This window comes from Duganella violaceipulchra (assembly GCF_019166075.1).
GTDB classification, from domain to species: domain Bacteria; phylum Pseudomonadota; class Gammaproteobacteria; order Burkholderiales; family Burkholderiaceae_D; genus Rugamonas; species Rugamonas violaceipulchra.
On sequence record NZ_JAHTGR010000017.1, the window covers coordinates 67,827 to 88,332 of the forward strand.

General features: G+C 60.3%; 17 protein-coding genes and 2 pseudogenes. 11 read left to right on the plus strand and 8 right to left on the minus strand.

Features of this window, described 5'->3' with window-relative positions; translation table 11 throughout:
* Positions 1–43: 43 nt before the first annotated feature.
* Complete coding sequence (gene gltA, locus KVP70_RS26240) at positions 44–1,345, plus strand: citrate synthase (protein ID WP_020701960.1); 1,302 nt, start codon at positions 44–46, stop codon at positions 1,343–1,345.
* Between the two features lie 35 nt (positions 1,346–1,380).
* Here the strand turns inward: gltA and KVP70_RS26245 are convergent, their stop codons facing one another.
* The 4 genes and pseudogenes from KVP70_RS26245 to KVP70_RS26260 all read right to left on the minus strand — a co-directional run.
* Positions 1,381–2,490 carry a PEP-CTERM sorting domain-containing protein gene (locus tag KVP70_RS26245; RefSeq protein ID WP_229225111.1) on the minus strand — a complete coding sequence of 370 codons (1,110 nt, stop codon included), beginning with the start codon at positions 2,488–2,490 and terminating at the stop codon, positions 1,381–1,383.
* Positions 2,491–2,608: 118 nt separating this feature from the next.
* Complete coding sequence (locus KVP70_RS26250; RefSeq protein ID WP_217945367.1) at positions 2,609–3,013, minus strand: hypothetical protein; 405 nt, start codon at positions 3,011–3,013, stop codon at positions 2,609–2,611.
* Positions 3,014–3,084: 71 nt separating this feature from the next.
* A complete protein-coding gene (locus tag KVP70_RS26255) occupies positions 3,085–3,597 on the minus strand; it encodes a transposase (protein WP_229225102.1) in 513 nt (170 codons plus the stop codon).
* 73 nt (positions 3,598–3,670) lie between these two features.
* Positions 3,671–3,865: pseudogene (locus KVP70_RS26260) on the minus strand (BlaI/MecI/CopY family transcriptional regulator); the annotation flags it as partial.
* A gap of 257 nt (positions 3,866–4,122) precedes the next feature.
* Here KVP70_RS26260 and KVP70_RS26265 point away from each other — a divergent pair.
* The 3 genes and pseudogenes from KVP70_RS26265 to KVP70_RS34435 all read left to right on the plus strand — a co-directional run.
* The gene (locus KVP70_RS26265) at positions 4,123–5,352 is read left to right on the plus strand and encodes a beta-barrel domain-containing protein (protein ID WP_217945369.1); all 1,230 of its coding nucleotides are present in this window, start codon (positions 4,123–4,125) and stop codon (positions 5,350–5,352) included.
* 536 nt (positions 5,353–5,888) lie between these two features.
* The gene (locus KVP70_RS26270; protein ID WP_217945370.1) at positions 5,889–7,244 is read left to right on the plus strand and encodes a hypothetical protein; all 1,356 of its coding nucleotides are present in this window, start codon (positions 5,889–5,891) and stop codon (positions 7,242–7,244) included.
* 158 nt (positions 7,245–7,402) lie between these two features.
* A pseudogene (locus KVP70_RS34435) lies at positions 7,403–7,690 on the plus strand (ATP-binding cassette domain-containing protein); the annotation flags it as partial.
* 9 nt (positions 7,691–7,699) lie between these two features.
* On the opposite strand, the gene KVP70_RS26275 reads toward KVP70_RS34435, so the two are convergent.
* Both KVP70_RS26275 and KVP70_RS26280 read right to left on the minus strand, forming a co-directional pair.
* Positions 7,700–8,077, minus strand: a complete 378-nt coding sequence (locus KVP70_RS26275; RefSeq protein WP_217945371.1) for a BlaI/MecI/CopY family transcriptional regulator — start codon at positions 8,075–8,077, stop codon at positions 7,700–7,702.
* Positions 8,078–8,156: 79 nt separating this feature from the next.
* A complete protein-coding gene (locus KVP70_RS26280) occupies positions 8,157–9,020 on the minus strand; it encodes an MBL fold metallo-hydrolase (protein ID WP_217945372.1) in 864 nt (287 codons plus the stop codon).
* A 104-nt stretch (positions 9,021–9,124) separates the two neighbouring features.
* Here KVP70_RS26280 and KVP70_RS26285 point away from each other — a divergent pair, with 104 nt between their 5' ends.
* A complete protein-coding gene (locus KVP70_RS26285) occupies positions 9,125–10,042 on the plus strand; it encodes a LysR family transcriptional regulator (RefSeq protein ID WP_217945373.1) in 918 nt (305 codons plus the stop codon).
* On the opposite strand, the gene KVP70_RS26290 is transcribed toward KVP70_RS26285, so the two are convergent.
* Positions 10,039–11,352, minus strand: coding sequence for a leucine-rich repeat-containing protein kinase family protein (locus KVP70_RS26290; protein WP_217945374.1), 1,314 nt, complete (start codon positions 11,350–11,352; stop codon positions 10,039–10,041). The two genes, KVP70_RS26285 and KVP70_RS26290, sit on opposite strands and share 4 nt — an antisense overlap.
* A gap of 329 nt (positions 11,353–11,681) precedes the next feature.
* On the opposite strand from KVP70_RS26290, the gene KVP70_RS26295 reads away from it, so the two are divergent.
* The 6 genes from KVP70_RS26295 to KVP70_RS26320 all read left to right on the plus strand — a co-directional run bounded on the left by KVP70_RS26295 (position 11,682) and on the right by KVP70_RS26320 (position 19,610).
* Positions 11,682–14,537 (plus strand): 2-oxoglutarate dehydrogenase E1 component, encoded by a 2,856-nt coding sequence (locus KVP70_RS26295; RefSeq protein ID WP_217945375.1) that lies wholly within the window; start codon positions 11,682–11,684, stop codon positions 14,535–14,537.
* Between the two features lie 116 nt (positions 14,538–14,653).
* Positions 14,654–15,901, plus strand: a complete 1,248-nt coding sequence (gene odhB, locus KVP70_RS26300; RefSeq protein ID WP_217945376.1) for a 2-oxoglutarate dehydrogenase complex dihydrolipoyllysine-residue succinyltransferase — start codon at positions 14,654–14,656, stop codon at positions 15,899–15,901.
* Between the two features lie 57 nt (positions 15,902–15,958).
* Positions 15,959–16,270 (plus strand): PspC domain-containing protein, encoded by a 312-nt coding sequence (locus KVP70_RS26305; protein ID WP_217945377.1) that lies wholly within the window; start codon positions 15,959–15,961, stop codon positions 16,268–16,270.
* Between the two features lie 14 nt (positions 16,271–16,284).
* Positions 16,285–17,715, plus strand: a complete 1,431-nt coding sequence (gene lpdA / locus KVP70_RS26310) for a dihydrolipoyl dehydrogenase (RefSeq protein ID WP_217945378.1) — start codon at positions 16,285–16,287, stop codon at positions 17,713–17,715.
* 78 nt (positions 17,716–17,793) lie between these two features.
* Positions 17,794–18,891 (plus strand): cell division protein ZapE, encoded by a 1,098-nt coding sequence (gene zapE, locus KVP70_RS26315; RefSeq protein WP_217945379.1) that lies wholly within the window; start codon positions 17,794–17,796, stop codon positions 18,889–18,891.
* A 17-nt stretch (positions 18,892–18,908) separates the two neighbouring features.
* Complete coding sequence (locus KVP70_RS26320; RefSeq protein WP_229225103.1) at positions 18,909–19,610, plus strand: hypothetical protein; 702 nt, start codon at positions 18,909–18,911, stop codon at positions 19,608–19,610.
* Positions 19,611–19,625: 15 nt separating this feature from the next.
* Here the strand turns inward: KVP70_RS26320 and KVP70_RS26325 are convergent, their stop codons facing one another.
* Positions 19,626–20,429, minus strand: a complete 804-nt coding sequence (locus tag KVP70_RS26325) for a PP2C family protein-serine/threonine phosphatase (protein ID WP_217945380.1) — start codon at positions 20,427–20,429, stop codon at positions 19,626–19,628.
* Positions 20,430–20,506: the final 77 nt, after the last annotated feature.

A 20,506-nucleotide genomic window follows, 5' to 3' on the forward strand; every position in this document is an offset into this window, starting at 1 on the left:
TCGTTTTTTTTATTTGCCGCATCTCTCCAAGAAGGAAGAGTCCATGAACACCTCTGATAACAAAGCCACCCTATCGTTTTCCGATGGCAGCCCATCGGTAGAATTCCCGATCTACAAAGGCACCGTCGGTCCTGACGTGATCGACATCCGCAAACTGTACGCCGGCACCGGCAAGTTCACCTACGATCCAGGCTTCATGTCGACTGCGGCATGCAACTCGTCGATCACCTACATCGATGGCGACAAGGGCGAGCTGCTGTACCGCGGCTACCCGATCGAGCAGCTGGCCGTGAACGCCGACTTCCTGGAATCGTGCTACCTGCTGTTGAACGGCGAACTGCCGAACAAGGTCGAGAAAGCCGAATTCGTGGAAACCGTGACCAAGCACACCATGGTCCACGAGCAGATGCAATTCTTCTTCCGCGGCTTCCGCCGCGACGCGCACCCGATGTCGGTACTGGTCGGCACCGTCGGCGCGCTGGCTTCGTTCTACCACGACTCGCTCGACATCAACGATGCCAAGCACCGTGAAGTGTCGGCCATCCGTCTGATCGCCAAGATGCCTACCCTGGTGGCGATGGCGTACAAATACTCGATCGGCCAGCCGTTCGTGTACCCACGCAACGACCTGTCGTACAGCGCCAACTTCATGCGCATGATGTTCGGCAATCCATGCGAAGAATACAAGGTCAACGACGTGCTGGTGCGCGCGCTGGACCGCATCCTGATCCTGCACGCGGACCACGAGCAGAACGCATCGACCTCGACCGTCCGTCTGGCCGGTTCGTCGGGCGCGAATCCGTTCGCCTGTATCGCTGCCGGTATCGCCTGCCTGTGGGGCCCTGCCCACGGCGGCGCCAACGAAGCGGCATTGAACATGCTGAAGGAAATCGGCACCGTCGAGAACATTCCTGCCTTCATCGCTCAGGTGAAAGACAAGAACTCCGGCGTCAAGCTGATGGGCTTCGGTCACCGCGTGTACAAGAACTTCGATCCGCGTGCAAAACTGATGCGCGAAACCTGCTACGAAGTGCTGGAAGAGCTGGGCCTGCAAGACGACCCACTGTTCAAGCTGGCGATGGAACTGGAAAAGATTGCGTTGAACGACGAGTACTTCGTGTCGCGCAAGCTGTACCCGAACGTCGACTTCTACTCGGGCATCGTGCAGTCCGCGCTGGGCATTCCAGTGTCGCTGTTCACCGGTATCTTCGCCATGGCCCGCACCATCGGCTGGATCGCCCAGTGGAACGAAATGATCGCCGATCCGGAACAGAAAATCGGCCGTCCACGCCAGCTGTTCGTCGGTTCGACCACCCGCGACGTCAAGCCGCTGGACCAGCGTTAATCGCCGGTCGTTGCTTCACGCGAAAAAACGGGCTTTCAAGCCCGTTTTTTTTCGCGCCGCCAATTGCGGCGGCCGTTGACCATGGCTAGGCAGGCCAAGCCGAACAACAGCGAGACGTACGTTGTTGGCTCTGGCACTGCACTGACTGACAGCATGAAGGCATGTCGGCTGGAGGTCAGGAAGTTGATGGCCTCGCCGACAATCGCGCCGTTGTCGTTGATACCGTATGCCTGCGTCAGCACCCAGCCCGCCTCCCTGGAATCGCTGTCGAGAAAGTTGTTGAGATCGATCATCCGTCCGCCATCCCACAGCGTTGCGCGCCAGGTGCGGCTGTTGATGTTGGTGTCCCCGTAGGTGTAGCCGACGACTTGGTCGCGGTTGTTGATCGCCCAAGCCTGTCCGCCATCGTTGCCGGGCGCCCCCAGATTGGTGATCTTGTCGCCGTTCCAGAGCGTCGCTTGCCAGCTGCCGTCTACCCGTTGGGAGGCGCCGACTATCCTGCCGTTGTTATTCACCGCTTCCGCGTCGCTGCCGGCGCCTCCTAGTGTGCCTAGTTCGCTGACGCCCTTGCCATTCCAAACGGTGGCGTGCACTAGTTCACCTCCGTCCAGGTAGGTGTTGCCGACCACCAGTCCGTGATCATTGATGCCGGTGGCTGCGCCGTTGCCGCCCAGTGTCGCCAGGTAGGTCGTGCGGTTGCCGCTCCAGATCGTCGCCGTTGAGGAGCCATCTTCTGCTGTTGTATTGCCGGCGATTTGGCCTGCGGTGTTAATCGCCTTCGCATTGCTTGCAACGCCGGACGCGAGAGCGTGCGCGGTCCCGGTCGCAGTATCCCAGGTGGTGGCTGTCAGAACAGAGGACGGGAACATGGAGTACCCAACGGTCTGGCCATTGCCATTGATCGCCCTGGCGGCGCTGCCGTTCGGGCCGAGTGAGCCGAGGCCGGTGGAGGTCGATACGCTCCACAGCGTCGCATGGACGCCGACGCCTGCGATGTAGCTGGAACCCACGATCTGGCCCTTGTTGTTGATTGCCCTCGCGACCCCACCGGTGTCGGGCGTCAGGTCTTTGTAAATATACGATTGAGCCTGCGCGGCGCCAAGAAACAGTACGCTTGTCGCCATTGCGGCACACCAGGTTTTCATTTTCAAGACGCCCCCTATGAGCAGTATTAAGGAAATTGCATTATCAATAATTAAATATTAATTTGAAAACACTTTGGTTTCTTGATCAATAGGGGTTGGGGGATGCGCTGCAGGATTGCTACTCCATCCGCCGGTCCGGCCGCACCACCAGCAGCCACCAGGCGATCACGCCCAGCGTCGCTTGCGGCAGGTTGAACAGGAACTTGTCGATGACGACCTGCTGGCGCTGCGGCCAGGGGAGGTTGGCGGTGTCCGCGATGATGTTGGTGTGATACAGGCAGACGCCCAGCAACAGCACCATGGCGATCGCCCAGATCGACGGCAGGCCGGTGACCCTGCGGCGCAGCAGTGCCGCGATCGGATAGACCGCGATGAGGCAAGCGAAATAGGCGAACAGATTGGCCAGCAAATCCTGCAAACGGAAATGCGGCAGCAGGATGGGCGCGGCGCAAATGGCCAGCGCGAGCATGACGGCGATGACGGGGTGAGGGCGTTCGGGCCAGTGGTTAAAGCGGCTGATCATGAGTAAGGCTCCGATGAATGGGGCCTCATTGTAGTAGAAAGCAACGGAGGGTCAAGTCCTGAACCTTCCCCTCAAATTTTGAAGATAGCGATTAACGATCTCAGCTCGCCAAGAGCGATGGTGAGCTGACTTCGAGTAATTTTGAGGTGACGGTTCTGGTCCAGCCAGAACATGGCTAGGCCTACGACAGACAAGGTGGGCGTCGACTGCTTGACACTTCCGTAGTTGATAGCGGGGGCACTGCGGCGTTTTGCCAGACCGATGATCCATAGCGCGTAGGAAGAGGAAGCCGAGGCGCCAATGGGTAGCAGCATAGCCATCCGTGGCCCGCTGCGGGTTTGGCAGGTACTCAATCCCAATGCCGAGCGTTGGCACTTCAGATCACGAAAGGTCTGTTCAATCTGCATGCGTCCTGTGCAAGCACGAATCACCTCCCTTGCACTGAGCGACTTCAGACGAGGCGACACCGCCAACAACCAGGGTTCTTTTTGAGCTGCACGCGCCTTGTTGCTATTGGAGCTACGGCAAGGCTTGCCCAGCTTGGTCTTATGGTGACGCTGCTTGGGTGGGCGGCGATGAATCATCAGACAGCATCGAACGGGATTGGCGCGGGCGTAAGAAAAATTGCCGAGATCGCGGGGCTGTAAGGTCTCGCTGCTATTTCTCCTGATCCCAAAGCGCCTGGATTTCCTCGCGTTCCTTCTTGCTGACATGGCCGCCGCGCAGCGCGGCCAGCACCAGCGCCTTGCCTGAGCCGGAGATGGCTTTCTGGATCAGCTCTTTCAGCAGATTGGTTTGCAGCGAATCTTGCTCCTGCTCCGGTGCATAGCCTTGGGCGCGCTGGCGTTCGTCGGGACCGGCAGGGCCTAGCGTTGCCTTATCTGGTGCAGCTGCGACTGAAGCATCGTTACTAAACCCATGTCAGTGCTGGATGCCGCGACTTCCCGAAGTCTGCTTGGTTGCGGAAGTCGCTAGCTGGGAGATGTCAGTTACCACTTTCTATCCTGAATATTTGTTTTTGGTAATTAGTTGCGATACAGCAATGGCATTTCTGAAGATCCGATCAAAATAGCATACAGCTACCACAGAGATTGGGGCAGGAGGTACACATGAGCAGCATGCTATTTCGAGAGGAAGTTTTGGCAGCGCAGACGCGTCAGTCTCTGGGGGCGATAGTGCTGATGCAGCCGCTGTCGATGCGCTGCGCTGCATGGACTTCCGTGTTCTTAGTCGCCGCGCTTGGCTTTTTTCTAGTGACGAGTGAATACGCGCCGAGAGTGCGGGTGAGCGGGCACATCAGGCCCATTGGCGGCCTCATTAAGGCGGTAACGCCGCAATTTGGTCGCGTTGTAGTGTGCCACGTTCGCGAGGGGAGCAAGGTAGCGGCGGGCCAAGTTATCTATGAGCTGTCTTCTGAGCGCAATTCAGAGAACCGCAATATTGATTCGGGTATTACTGCTGTCTTTGCCGAGAAATATAGGTTACTGGAAAGAGAACAATCACTTCAGGTTGAGCAGTGGGCAGGACGCGAGAGAGCGTTGAGCGAACGTCTTCAGTTCATAGCTGCCGGCCTGATCCGATTTGAACAGGAAATATCTCTTCAAAAACAACGCGTGGCTATCGCTGCACAGGTAGTGACGCGCTATCGCTCCTTACGGGACGCAGGATACGTCTCGGAGTTGCAAATAATGCAGCATGAGAGCGAACAGAGCGAACAGTTTGCTCGACTGCAGGCGTTGGAACGCGCCAAGCTAGAGTCACAGCGAGATTTGGCGCAAACCAGATCAGAAGTAGAGCAGCTTCATAGCCAAATCGCGATCAACAATCTTCAGATACTTCGCGCTAGAGCGATGTTGGATCATGAGTCCGCTGAGCAGTTGGCGCATTCCCGGATTCAGGTAGTAGCCCCGGCTTCCGGCATGGTTACCTCGTTGACCGCAGTGGTAGGGGAGTCGGTGAGCGCGGGGGCTTCCCTAGCCACAGTCGTTCCCACTGGCGGTGAGTTGGAAGCGCAACTCCTGGCGCCGTCGCGCGCAATCGGATTTGTCATGCAGGGACAAAGTGTTCGACTTCGTTTAGACGCATTCCCCTATCAGAAATACGGATACCTGGAGGGTTCGATTGTAAGCGTTGAGCAGAGTCCGCTGTCTGCGGGAGGCTCGGAGCCTACATATCGAATTACTGTCCGACTTGCTCAACAATTCCTAAGTGTCACCGGGCAACGTCAGCAGTTTAGGCCGGGGATGGGGCTTGAAGCGGACATCCGTCAGCGGCCGCAGCGTCTTGTCAGTTGGTTATTCGGGCCGATGCTGGGTGCCGTGAAAGAGCATAAAAGTTGATACTCGTGCAGAATTTTCGGCCTTGCGCCGGAAAGATCGTGCACCAGATAGGCGCACGAAGATAACAAACCATTCTATGCGAATGGCCATCTAACCAAGCATTGGAGGTTCACATCATGCGTGCAATTACTCACCACGAATTAGCGGCCGTTGTAGGAGGGGGATATCAAGCAGTCACTATCACTAGAAAGAAAGATGATGGTTCTAGCCTTGGAACGCTACAGCTTGCCGTCGGTGTTCACGGCGCCAATAGCGCTGGTGCTGCTGCGGGAGGCGCTGGGGGAGGCGCTGTGGGAGGTACCCCAGCCAGAACCACCTACTCATGCGTCGAGACTATCGAGCAAACCTGCCAGACCGCGCAATACACCAAATTCTCATTTGGAGTTCAGGGCGCAGCAATCGAAAAGACGGCAGGCGGTTGCGTGGTAAAACAAACCAGTGTCTGTACGCCAATCCCCCAGATAAGCAAATAATTGCTTTTCGGCATATCCATGGTGAATAGTTTGAATCGCCGGTGAGCCACTCACTGGCGATTCATGAAATTTTCGCAGGGAGGTTCTATGAAGTCAGCTATTTTCGTTGAAAAGTTACTATTTGGTTTTGCGATACTTCTGCTCTCGCTAACATCTACTGCCTTTGCAGCGGAGCATCGCCAGTTTTCGGTAGCTCAAACTGAGCGAACGGAAGCGATTACCGGTCAAATTGATTGGCCCGGAGGGAAGCTTGATCGTTGGCACGGCCCCGTGGTGGCTTTCGTCTCATCGGGAAATCCCAACGATCGCGATGGTTGGCTTGTGCGGGCAATGGAGACTGTCTGGGCGGATCGTCTGCCGTTGAAAGAACTCTCCAACGCTCTGGTCAGCGAGGGGGTAGCAGTGATCCGATTTGATAACCCTGGTGTCCTCCGACCTCAACTGAAATGTAGAGAGACGATATTGAAGGCCGGTCTCTCCGCTGATGTCGTGCGACATCGGTGTCTGGACGCCAGGATTCTCGCCGGCTTTACCGTTGAAAAGTATCAACGCAGCATAGAGGCGGTGCTCATGCATGTTCAGCGCGTGATGCCAGCTGCTCGTGATCGACTGGTCCTATTTGGCTTTTCTGAAGGGCTGGTTCACGCGGCGTCGATTGCCGATAGAGGGTTTGTGAGGTTGCGAGGTTTAGTTTCGATTGGTTCACCCGCCGAACCCTTGGAGTCCTTAACTCGTTGGCAGGCCGTTGATCGCATGATGGAAACTCTTTCTGAATTCGATCTTAACGCCGATGGGATCGTTAGCAATAGCGAGATTCAAGAGGGCTATGGGCGTGGGATTGGTAATGTGATGGGGATCGAGGGGTGGTTCAGCAAGACTGGATATTGGAACGCCGAGAATCGGGATGTATTGAAAGCCGAACTGGAAGCCGTGTATGCGGTGTTTCGCCGAGAGACCGATACTGGCACCGAAGCCGGAAAACTGGAGTGGACGTCCCAGAAAAATGGCGTGCTAATTCCGGATATGACTGACGCCCTATGGCATTTGCATTTTTACGGTCAAGTCGCTTCAGCTGAGGTGATGCACAGATTGGGAATTCCGGGGCTGTTTATGTGGGGGGGTAAAGATAAACAAGTGAGCGTGCCTCGTCAGGTTAAATTAGTTGATGAGCTGAACCAGCAGGGAGGCAGCATCCGATATCTTCGATTCCCTGATCGTCACCACCTGCTTTCCCTGCGTAGGGATCTGGACTGGGTTGAGCCGGGTTTTATGCCTGTCATCGCCAAGGAGGTTCGGACTTTCTTGGAGCACTGCCTCTCGACAAACACAGGGACGCAGCCGCAGGTGCCTAAGGTTTCAGATACCCACAGTGAGCGAAAAAACGTTGATCTATATAAGCCGATTGCTGGGCCACGATAGCGCTGTCTAATTCGTTCAAGAACTCCGCTTTTAGACTCGATTACAACGTTTTGTCTCAGGGCTACCGCAAAATGAAAACATCTCATCTTGAGTTCGGCACAAAACGTGTCCCTTTGCAATTGCAGACTGAGGCTGCGGAATGTGGGTTGGCCTGTTTTACACTAGCCGGAGACATGGGGACCACTCTCTCTGGGCGGCAGTAGCAGCGCATTCTTTTGGCTCGCGCTCTATACAAGTCGCCTCGAGTTCTAGTGCTTGACGAGGCTACTAGCCATCTTGATATTTTGCGTGAGCGCGCGGTTAATCATTTAATCAGCGGGTTGGACATTACTCGGATTTGCGCAGCGCACCGTCCCGAAACGATCGCCATGGCCGGACGCGTCATTCGTCTCGACGGTGGCAACTTGGCAATCGAAGACGCTGAGACAATTCCACGGAAACCTTAAATCGACGCGCTATTTCTCCTGATCCAAAAGCGCCTGAATTTCCTCGCGTTCCTTCTTGCTGACATGGCCGCCGCGCAGCGCGGCCAGCACCAGCGCCTTGCCGGAGCCGGAGAAGGCTTTCTGGATCAGCTCTTTCAACAGATTGGTTTGCAGCGAATCTTGCTCCTGCGCCGGCGCGTAGACGTGGGCGCGCTGGCTTTCGTCCCGGGTCAGCAGGCCTTTGGTGTGCATCACCTGCAGCAGCCGCAGCACCGTCGCGTAGTTCATGTCGGGACGCGCCTCCATCGCCGCCTGGTGCACCTGCTTGGCGGTCGCCGGCCCGCTTTGCCATAACAGGCGCAGCATTTCCAGTTCGGACGGGGTGGGCTTCGGTGGGGCAGTGGTCATGATGATGGTGGAATGCGGGATAATGCATCTAGAATAAAATATCTAGATGCATTTGTCTAGTTCTACCGCGTTCTTTACATCACCACTTCATCTCGCCCTTGGCGACCTTGGCGCTGGTATCCAGTGCGCCGTTCAGGCCTGCGCTCGGATACAGTTCCTTCATGCGGGCGATCAGGGCGGCCGAGTTGGCTGCCCTGGCCGTCTCGGCCTCGAAGCGCACCAGATAGTCGCGGGTGAACGCGATGCTGTCCGGCGTCAGCGCGGTGCCCAGTTTGAAGTGGCCAGGCACGATGGTGGCCGGCTTCAGCGCGGCGATGCCGTCCAGCGTCGCCAGCCACTGCTTACGCGATTCGGCAGTTTGCGTGTCGGCGGTCCAGACGTGCAGCTCGTTGAACAACACCACGCCACCCACCACCGCCTTGATCGATGGAATCCACACATAGCTGCGGTCCGGCGTCGCGCCCTTCAGGCCTTCGATCTTCAGCGACTGGCCTTCCAGCTGGATGGTGTGCCAAGGCAGCGGCTGCGGCACGATGATGCTCTGCGGCGCGTTGTCTTTCAGGATGGGACCCCAGAAAGCCACCTTGGCATCCTTCTTCTTCTCGATGCCGGCGATGGTTTGCGGCGTGGCGACGATCTTCGCGTCCGGGAAAGCGGCGTGGATTACGTCCAGGCCGAAGTAGAAGTCCGGGTCGCTATGGCTGACATAGACCGTGGTCAGGTGCTTGCCGCCGGCGCGGATCTGTTCGACCAGCTTGAGCGCTTCGTCGCGCGAGAACTGGGCGTCGATCAGCACCGCATCCTTGGCGCCGCTGACGATCACCGAGGCGACCGGGAAGATGGCCGCTTCGCCCGGATTGAACACTTCCAGTGTCAGCGGTGCGGCGGTGGCGCCGGCAACGGTGGCGGCGAGGGCGGCGGACAACAGGCTTTGCTTGATCATGATGGTCTTTCGTGTGAAGTTGGAGTGATGCCATCTTAAATTTCTTTATCCGATAGAAAAATAGGGTAATCTGCACCAGTTAATTGCATAAATCGGACGAATAGATGGACAGGATCACGGCAGCGCAGGTTTTCGTTAGCATCGCCGAGCGCGGCAGCATGATCGCGGCGGCCGAGGCGTTGGACATGTCGCGCGCCATGGTCACGCGCTATCTGGCTGAGATGGAGCAGTGGGCTGGCGCCCGTCTGCTACACCGGAGCACTCGTCGCTTGAGCCTGACCGACGCCGGCGACCTCACGCTGGCGCGCTGCCGCCGCATGCTGGAGCTGGCCGAGACGATGGAAGTAAGCAGCGGCGTCGATGCCGATACGCCGCAAGGCCTGCTGCGCATCACTTGTTCGCAATCGCTGGCGCAGGCCGCGCTGGCGATCGCCGTCACGGCCTTCCTGAAGCGCTACCCGCGCACGGCGGTCGACCTGCAGATGAATAACCGCGCCGTCAATCTGGTCGAACAGCGCATCGATCTGGCGCTGCGCATCACCAACGCGCTGGAACCGAACCTGATCGCGCGCCAGCTGGGCTGGTGCGATTCGGTGGTGTGCGCGGCGCCGTCCTACCTGGCAGAGCGCGGCTCGCCGCTGCGGGCAGAGGACCTGGCCGTGCACAACTGCCTGACCTACACGTATTTCGGCAAGAGCCTGTGGCAGTTCACGGACCGCGATGGCGAGGCGGTGTCTGTGCCGGTCAGCGGCAACCTGTCGGCCAATGAGGATTTGATTTTGCTGAAGGCGGCCGAGGAGGGCGCCGGCATCGCGCTGCAACCCTTGTACAGCGCGGCCCCTCTGATCGCCGAAGGCCGGCTGGTGGCGCTGCTGCCGGACTACGCGCCGCAGCAGATGGGCATCTACGGCATCTACACCTCGCGCCAGCACATGTCACCGGCGCTGCGGGCGATGTTGGACTTCCTGCTGGACTGGTTCGCCCGCGACCCGGCCTGGCTAGGCCACGCCACGCCGCGTTAAACTTGAAGCGCCATGATCCGCTGCTCCACATCCGCCAGCGATGGCCGGGCGGCGGGATCGGTTTGAACGCAGGCTGCTTGTAGTTCCGCCAGTGCCGCCTGCTGCGCGGCCGGCAGATCGCAACGCGCCATCAACTCATCGAGCAAATGGCCGAAGGCCCGTACTTCCAGCCGTTGCAAGCCGCCCGCGTGCGGCGCGCCCGGCGCGAACAGCGAGGCCGCGCCGAAGTCGCCCAGCAAGCTGCGGCCCTGGTCGCAATGCAGGATGTTGTGGCCGTAAAGGTCGCCATGCATGATGCCTCGTTCATGCAGGTGGCGCGCAGCTGAAGCAATGCCGCCCGCAATGCCGAATAATTCCGCCGGACTGAAGCGTTTGCCATCCGGGTAGGTGTCGCGGGTGCAGCTCTCCAGGCTGGGCGGCCCGGCCAGGTTGCCGAAGCCTGGATCGATCAACGGCATCACGCAGCCGCTCGCGCCTTCCGGGTGATCGTACACCTCGCCAAGCACTGGAATCAGACTGGGATGTTCGCCCGAACTCACACAGGCCGTCATCTCGCAGCGGGGCAGGCCATCACTGGTCACCGCGCCCTTGAACATCTTGACGGCCACGGCCCGTTCGCCGTCGGCCTGCCGCAGCGCGGCCTGGTGGATCACGCCGGATGCGCCTTCGCCCAGCTTCTGCTGGAATTGCAAGCGATCCCACGCGATACCGGCGATGCCGGCGCTGGTTTCAGCGGCCAGTTCGTCCGCCGCGCAGAAGGGATTGCCGGCGTAAGCCAGCCAGGACAGGTGCGGCATGTCGAGCAGCCAGAGCGGCAGCTCGGCCAGCTGGTTGGCCGCGATGCGCAGCAGTTCCAGCCGCGAGCAGGCGGCCAGTTCGGTTGGCAGGGCGGTGAGCCGGTTCCCCGCCAACATCAGCTTTTGCAGTTGGCCGCAGTGGCCGATGGCGGCCGGCAGTTCCTCGACCTGGTTGTCGGTCAGGATCAGCCAGCGCAGGTCCGGCGGCAGCGCGGCGACCGGAACTTCGCGGATCTGGTTGCTTTTGAAGCCGATCATCGTCAAAGCGGGGCAGGCGCCCAGCACCGCCGGCAGCGTCGTGAACTGATTGAGGGAGCAGAAAATCACGCGCAGCTTGCGCAGGCGCGGCAGGTCGTCCGGCAGCGAGGACAGGACGTTGCCCGATAAATCCAGGATTTCCAATGTGTCGGCGAGGTCGAATATCTCTTGCGGGAACTCGGTCAGGCCGCAGGACATTTGCAGGCGCTGAACGCCGGCCAGTTGTCCGGCGCGTAACTGCTCTAAGGTGTGCATGAAGGGCGGACGGGATCAGAAAGCGCTATTCTACAACCTTCGCGGCCAGCCCAAAAAGCCGTTAAATATATGGAAACATTACGCCCGAACCGCGCAGCCATGCGGTTTAAGTGAAAACGCGTACCGAAACATTTGTTACGCTTTTTGTCGCGGAATTGGTTGTTGGGATACAATACCGGTGCTATCCTGAATGACCGATTTTTGTAGTACTGAAGAACTATAGCCCTTCCCCACAACTTGATGTGCAATCCGCTAACCGGTCAGGCCGTGTCGCGGAAGGTTAGATTAACCCGCTAATTCCTCGCGAAGCGCGAAGAAAGGTGAGCAAGATGATGCAACAATATACGTCCAATTCCTACCTGTTTGGTGGGAACGCACCGTACGTCGAAGAACTGTACGAGGCGTACCTCAACAACCCAGGTTCCGTGCCAGACAACTGGCGCGCCTACTTCGACGCCATGCAGCACGTGCCGGCCGTCGACGGTTCCAATAAGCCAGACGTCGCCCACGCTTCGGTCATCGCCTCCTTCGCCGAACGCGCGAAAGCCGGCCCGATCCGCACCGTGGTTGCCTCCGCCGACGCTGAAATGGGCCGCAAGCGCGTCGCCGCGACCCAACTGATCGCCGCTTACCGCTACCTGGGTTCCCGCTGGGCCAACCTGGACCCGCTGCAACGCCAGGAGCGTCCATCGATTCCCGAGCTGGAGCCGACCTTCTACGGCTTCACCGATGCGGACATGGACACCGTATTCAACATCAGCAACACCTACTTCGGCCCCGAGACCGCGACCCTGCGCGACCTGCTGAACTTCCTGCGCGACACCTACACCCGTTCGATCGGCGCGGAGTACATGTACATCTCCGATCCGGCCGAAAAGCGCTGGTTGCAGGAACGCCTGGAATCGATCCGTTCGACCCCGAGCTTCACCGCCGAGAAGAAAAAGCACATCCTGGAGCGCCTGACCGCGGCCGAAGGCCTGGAACGCTACCTCCACACCAAATACGTCGGCCAGAAACGCTTCTCGCTGGAAGGCGGCGAAACCTTCATCGCCTCGATCGACGAAATCATCCAGCGCGCCGGCGAAAAAGGCGTGCAGGAGATCGTTATCGGCATGGCCCACCGCGGCCGCCTGAACGTGCTGGTCAACACCCTGGGCAAGTCGCCCAAGGAACTGTTCGAGGAATTCGAAGGCAAGCACGGCGACGACCTGCCGGCCGGCGACGTCAAATACCACCAAGGCTTCTCGTCGGACATCTCGACCGCTGGCGGTCCGGTCCACCTGTCGCTGGCGTTCAACCCGTCGCACCTGGAAATCGTCAACCCTGTGGTTGAAGGTTCGGTCAAGGCGCGCATGGACCGTCGCGGCGACACCCTGGGCAAGCAAGTGCTGCCTATCCTGGTGCACGGCGACGCGGCCTTCGCAGGCCAGGGCGTTGTGATGGAAACCCTGAACCTGGCGCAGACCCGCGGCTACGGCACGGGCGGCACGGTGCACATCGTCATCAACAACCAGATCGGCTTCACCACGTCCGACCCGCGCGATGCGCGCTCGACCATCTACTGCTCGGACGTCGTCAAGATGATCGAAGCACCTGTGCTGCACGTGAACGCCGACGATCCTGAAGCCGTGGTTCTGGCTTCGCAGATCGCCATGGACTACCGTCTGCAGTTCCAGAAGGATATCGTTGTCGACATCATCTGCTACCGCAAACTGGGCCACAACGAACAAGATACGCCAGCGCTGACCCAGCCGCTGATGTACAAGAAAATCGGCACCCACCCAGGCACCCGCAAGCTGTACGCGGACAAGCTGGTGGCGCAGACCGTCATCGCAGCCGATGGCGGCGAGCAGATGCAAGCGGCCTTCCGCGACGCGATGGACGCCGGCAAGCACACCGTCGATCCAGTGATCTCCAACTTCAAGAACAAGTACGCGGTCGACTGGCTGCCGTTCCTGAACCGCAAGTGGACCGACTCGGCCGACACCGCCGTGCCGATGACCGAACTGAAGCGCCTGGCCACCCGCATCACCACCGTGCCGGAAAACTTCAAAGTGCACTCGCTGGTCGAGAAAGTATTGGGCGACCGCGCCAACATGGGCAAGGGTGAACTGAACCTGGACTGGGGCATGGGCGAACATCTGGCCTACGCGTCACTGGTCGGTTCGGGCTACGCAGTGCGCCTGACCGGCCAGGACGCCGGCCGCGGCACCTTCGTGCACCGTCACGCAGTGCTGCACGACCAGAACCGCGAGCGTTGGGATGCAGGCACCTACGTGCCGCTGCAGAACATCGCCGAAGGCCAGGCGCCGTTCACCGTGATCGACTCCGTGCTGTCCGAAGAGGCGGTGCTGGGCTTCGAATACGGCTACTCGACCGCGGAACCAAACACGCTGACGATCTGGGAAGCCCAGTTCGGCGACTTCGTCAACGGCGCGCAAGTGGTCATCGACCAGTTCATCAGCTCCGGCGAAGTGAAGTGGGGCCGCGCTTCGGGCCTGGTCATGATGCTGCCGCACGGTTACGAAGGCCAGGGGCCTGAGCACTCGTCCGCGCGTCCGGAACGTTTCCTGCAGCTGTGCGCCGACAACAATATGCAAGTGGTGCAGCCGACCACCGCGTCGCAGATCTTCCACGTGCTGCGTCGCCAGATGGTGCGTCAGTTCCGCAAGCCGCTGGTGATCCTGACGCCTAAGTCGCTGCTGCGTAACAAGGATGCAGGTTCGGCGCTGACCGAACTGGCCAAGGGCGCATTCCAGACCGTGATCGGCGAAGTCGACGAGAAAATCGACGCCAAGAAAGTCAAGCGCGTGGTCGCCTGCTCGGGCAAGGTCTACTACGACCTGGTCAACGCACGCAAGACCCGCGGCCAGACCGACACCGCCATCATCCGCGTTGAACAGCTGTATCCGTTCCCGCACAAATCGTTCGCTGCCGAACTGAAGAAGTTCCCGAACCTGGCGGAAGTAGTGTGGGCGCAGGACGAACCGCAGAATCAGGGCCCATGGTTCCAGATTCAGCACAACATCTTCGAGAGCATGGACGCAGGTCAGCGCCTGGCATACGCCGGCCGCCCAGCGTCGGCATCGCCGGCTGTCGGTTACTACGACAAGCACTACGCCCAGCAAAAAGACCTGCTGGAGACGGCGTTCTCGAAGCTCAAAGGTTTCATCCTGACGAAATAGAGGTCAAAGGCGTCGTGCGAGTCGCACGACTCCTGACCAAATAATCGCACTTAATGACGGAGCGCCCTGCTGCTACGCGGCGGGGCGCCGCAACAATAAAATAAACGGAGTTTTACATGGCACAAATCGAAGTCAAAGTCCCCCAGCTGTCGGAATCGGTAGCAGAAGCAACCATGCTGACCTGGCATAAAAAAGTCGGCGACGCAGTCGCTCGCGACGAAAACCTGATTGACATCGAAACCGATAAAGTAGTTCTGGAACTGCCTGCGCCAGCCGCCGGCGTTCTGATCAAGATCATCAAGGGCGACGGCAGCACCGTGGTTGCTGACGAACTGATCGCTGTTATCGACACCGACGGCGTTGCAGCCGCCGCCGCTCCAGTAGCCGCAGCAGCTCCAGCAGCAGCCGCACCAGCACCAGCAGCAGCCGCCGCAACCGGCGGTTCCAAAGGCGACGTGGCCATGCCTGCTGCCGCCAAGATCCTGTCGGAAAAAGGCCTGAGCGCTGGCGATGTCGCCGGTTCGGGCAAAGACGGCCGCGTGACCAAGGGCGACGCCCTGGCCGCTTCCGCTCCATCGACCCCAGCCGTTGCCGCACTGGCGCCGGCCGCCGCCAAGCCGGCCCTGCAGCAAGTCGCCGCTCCTACCGTCGCCAGCCTGGGCGCACGTCCGGAAGAGCGCGTGCCGATGAGCCGCCTGCGCGCACGTATCGCCGAGCGTCTGATCCAATCGCAATCGACCAACGCCATCCTGACCACGTTCAATGAAGTGAACATGGCGCCGGTCATGGAACTGCGCAACAAATACAAAGACAAGTTCGAAAAAGAGCACGGCGTCAAGCTGGGCTTCATGTCCTTCTTCGTCAAAGCCGCTGTGGCAGCGCTGAAGAAATACCCGATCATCAACGCATCGGTCGACGGCAACGACATCGTCTACCACGGCTACTTCGACATCGGTATCGCGGTCGGTTCGCCACGCGGCCTGGTCGTGCCTATCCTGCGCAACGCCGACCAGATGTCGATCGCCGACATCGAAAAGAAAATCGGTGAATTCGGCGTCAAGGCCAAGGAAGGCAAGCTGACCCTGGACGACCTGACCGGCGGCACCTTCTCGATCTCGAACGGCGGCACCTTCGGCTCCATGCTGTCGACCCCGATCATCAACCCGCCACAATCGGCCATCCTGGGCGTGCACGCGACCAAGGACCGCGCCGTGGTTGAAAACGGCCAGATCGTGATCCGTCCGATGAACTACCTGGCAATGTCCTACGACCACCGCATCATCGACGGCCGCGAAGCCGTGCTGGGCCTGGTCGCCATGAAAGAGGCGCTGGAAGATCCGGCACGCCTGCTGCTGGACCTGTAATTTTGCCGTGACTCCCGAGGCCCGGCCGGGCCTCGGGGAATTCTCAGAGGGTCATCAATGAGCGTATCTGAAGAAATCAAGCGTTTGCACGAATTGCACCAGGCTGGCGTGCTGTCGGACGAAGAGTTCGCCGCTGCCAAGGCCCGGTTGCTGGACAAGGAAGCCTCTTCCGGCATCTCCAACGACATCACCCGATTACGCCGCTCGAACACCGATCGCTGGCTGGGTGGCGTATGCGGCGGGCTGGGCCAGATCACCGGGGTTGAATCCTGGATCTGGCGCTTGCTGTTCGTACTGTTTGTGCTGACCTTTGGCTTCGGACTCGCCATCTACATTCTGCTATGGATTTTCGTACCAGAAGAGAACTGATTGGAAAATAAAAAATGAGTAAACAATTTGACGTGGTAGTCATCGGCGCCGGTCCTGGCGGTTACATCGCGGCGATCCGCGCAGCGCAACTGGGTTTCTCGGTCGCTTGCGTCGACGCATGGGAAAATGAAAAGGGCGGCCCGGCCCCAGGCGGCACTTGCACCAACGTAGGCTGCATCCCGTCGAAGGCGCTGCTGCAATCGTCGGAGCACTTCGAGCACGCCGGTCACGCGTTCAAGGAACACGGCATCGATGTCGCCGGTCTGTCGCTGAACCTGCCGCAAATGCTGAAGCGCAAGAACACCGTTGTGAAGCAAAACAACGACGGCATCCTGTTCCTGTTCAAGAAAAACAAGGTCACCTTCTTCCACGGCCGCGCAGCGTTCGCCGGCGCCGCCACCGCGGACGGCTACCCGCTGACGATCTCCGCGCCCGCCAACGAGACCATCAACGCCAAGCAAGTGATCATCGCCACCGGCTCCAACGCCCGTGCCCTGCCGGGCGCGGAGTTCGATGAAAAACTGATCCTGTCGAACACCGGCGCGCTGGCCATCGAAGGCGTGCCTGCCAAGCTGGGCGTGATCGGCGCCGGCGTGATCGGCCTGGAAATGGGTTCCGTATGGCGCCGCCTGGGTTCCGAAGTGACCGTGCTGGAAGGCCTGCCTGTGTTCCTGGGCGCGGTCGATGAGCAGATCGCCAAGGAAGCCGGCAAGCTGTTCGCCAAGCAGGGCCTGAACATCAACCTGGGCTGCAAGATCGGCACCATCACCAAGGGCGCCAACAACGTCACTGTGGCCTACGACAACGCCAAGGGCGAAGCGCAGACCGCCGTGTTCGACAAGCTGATCATCTCGATCGGCCGCACCCCGAACACCGACGGCCTGGCCGCCGACAAGGTCGGCCTGAAGCTGGACGAGCGCGGTTTCGTGGCCGTCGACGACGACTGCAAGACCAACCTGCCAGGCGTCTGGGCAGTGGGCGACGTGGTACGCGGCCCGATGCTGGCGCACAAGGCGGAAGAAGAAGGCGTTGCCGTGGCGGAGCGCATGGCTGGCCAGCACGGCCACACCAACTTCAACACCATCCCTTGGGTCATCTACACCTCGCCGGAAATCGCGTGGGTAGGCCGCACCGAGCAGCAACTGAAGGCGGACGGCGTGGCTTACAAGGCCGGCACCTTCCCGTTCCTGGCGAACGGCCGCGCACGCGCGCTGGGCGACACCTCGGGCATGGTCAAGTTCCTGGCCGATGCGACCACCGACGAAATCCTCGGCGTGCACATCATCGGACCGATGGCTTCCGAGCTGATCTCCGAGGCGGTCGTGGCGATGGAATTCAAGGCTTCGGCTGAAGACATCGCGCGCATCTGCCACGCACACCCGTCGCTGTCGGAAGCGACCAAGGAAGCTGCGCTGGCGATCGACAAGCGCACGCTGAACTTCTAAGCAGCACCCCTAAGCGGACTGCGGGCGGACTGCGGTCCGCCCGTTTTTATTTGCGCGCCGCCACAAAGAATCGAACACATGAACGTCGAAGAGTTTTATCAGCATGCGCTGCAAGAGCGCAATTTCAAGGCCGACGCCGCCCAGCGGCGCGCGGTCGACCGCCTGCAGCTGTGCTATGACGAATGGGTGGCCTACAAGGGCCAGCGTTCCAGCACGTTCAAGCGGTTGATCAATCGTCCTGGCGTGCCGAAAGGCGTCTACATGTGGGGTGGGGTGGGGCGCGGCAAGTCCTTCTTGATGGACAGCTTCTATTCGGTGGTGCCGCTGGTGCGCAAGACGCGCCTGCACTTCCACGAGTTCATGCGCGGCGTGCACCGCCAGCTCGACGAGCTGACCGGCGTCGCCAATCCGCTGGACGAAGTGGCCAAGCGCATCGCCAAGAAATACCGTTTGATCTGTTTCGACGAATTCCACATCTCGGACGTGGCCGACGCCATGATCATGTACAACCTGTTGAGCGCATTGTTCGACAACGGCGTGTCCTTCATCATGACCTCGAACTACGATCCAAAACTGCTGTACCCGGACGGCCTGCACCGCGACCGCATCCTGCCGACCATCCAGCTGCTGTACGACAAGCTGGACGTGATGAACATCGACGCCGGCGTCGACTACCGCGGCCGCGCGCTGGAGCAGGTCGATTCCTACCTGACGCCGCTCAACGCCCATACCGACGAGGCGCTGCGCGAGGCCTATGCCCGCATCGCCGAGACCGCCGACGAAGATCCTGTGGTGCGCATCGAGGCGCGCGAAATCCGTGCGCTGCGCCGCGCCGGCACCATCATCTGGTTCGACTTCAACACCCTGTGCGGCGGTCCGCGCTCGCAGAACGATTACCTGGAAATCGCCAGCCGCTTCCATACCGTGATATTGTCCGGGATTCCGATGATGTCGGCCGCGATGTCGTCGGAGGCGCGGCGCTTTACCTGGCTGATCGACGTGTTCTACGACCAGGGCGTCAAGCTGCTGATGTCGGCCGAGGTGGAGCCGGAAGAGCTGTACACCAACGGCACGCTGGCCAACGAATTTCACCGCACGGTGTCGCGCATCGTCGAGATGCAATCGCGCGAGTACATGGATAAAGAGCAGCGCGCCGCGGCCGGCGCGCTGGCGTGATGCAACAGGAAAAAAATATGAGACCAAGTTTGAAACCGCTGGGCGAGATGATTGCGGTCGCCGCGCTGGCGGCCCTGGCGGCGCTGGCCGCGCCGGTGCAGGCCGAGACGGCCGGCCAGACCCATTCGGTCGAGCAGGCCAACGCCACGCTGGAGCAAGTGGCCAAGGACCGTGCGGTGGTCCAAGACGAATTCGCCGCCAGCGAGAGCGTGTGCTACACCAAGTTCTTCGTCAACCACTGCCTGGACCAGGCCAAGGAAAAGCGTCGCGCCGCGCTGGCCAAGTTGCGCGCCACCGAGGTGGAGGCCCAACATTTCAAGCGCGCCGACTCGGTCGAGAAGCGCGACGCCGACCTGGCCGAGCGCGCCCGCAAGGATGCGGCAGACGAAGCGCAACGCGCAACGCTGCCGCCCAAGGAAGCCAAGGTCGTGGATGAAACGCCGCGCCCGGCGCCTAACGGCGGCAAGCTGGTGAACCGCGAAGCCGAGCATGCGGCCAAGGTCAAGCGTCAGGCAGAGCAGGACGCGGCCGACGCCGGCAAGCGCGCCGCCAATGTCGCCGCGTTCGCGCAGAAACAGGCTGAATCGGAAAAACGCCTGGCGCAGGTCGCCAAGAAGAAGGCCGAAAGCGACGCCAGGCGCGCCGCGCATGAGGCGTCCGAGAAGAAGAAGGCGGCAGCCGCCGAGGCGGCCGCTGCCGCGGCCTCCGCCAGGAAGTAGCCAGCGTGCCGCGCCTCAGACCGCGCGGCGCATTTTCTGGATGGTGTAGTTCGGAATTTCCTTGGGCTGTTCGACCAGTTTGATGATGGCCATCGAGCAGTTGTCGCCCTTGCCCTGGGCGCGTTCGCCGGCCTTGCTGATCAGGCGTTCGGCTGCCTGGCGCGGCGTGTTGCGCGCCACGGCCGCGGCCAGTTCCGTGTCCTTGAATAATTGCCACAGCCCGTCCGAGCACAGCAGGAAAGCGTCGCCCGCCTGCAAGCCGTCGTGGTAGCCGGCCGTCACGAAGGGGGCGTTGAAGTTGTTGCCCAGTGCGTTGTTGAGCAGCTTGGAGCTGCGGTGGCGCTTGGCCGCTTCCAGCGGCAGCTTGTCCTGCTGGACCAGGTGTTCGATGTAGGCGCCGTCGTTGCTGCGCATGGCGCAGGTCTCGCCGTCAAAGCGGTACACCCGCGCATCGCCGACATGGGCCCACACCGCCTGGCCGGCCGGCGTCAGCACCATCAGCGCCAGCGCGCTTTGCGGTTCGGCAGTCTTGGCGATCGGGTTCATCTTGATGACCTGGTGCGCTTCCTCGGCTATGTTCCGCATCAATTCTTGCAGGCGCGGAATGCTGGGCGTGTCGCCGACGCGCATTTCGTCGAACAAGTGTTTGCTGGTCAACAGCACCTGGTCCGAGCCGATGGCGCTGGTGTTGCCGTCGGCTAGCACCGCCATCACATAGCCGGGCGCCTGGGCGGCCGTGTACAGGGCCACCCGGTCGTTTTGCTGGGACCGGTTTCCAATATGTTGGGCAGTGCCTGCTTCTATTTTGTATGCGCTCATATGCGACACTGTATCCTAGACGACGGGTGAGCGATCATTATGTTGGCGGCAAGCCCGCCGTAGATTAAACTATGCAC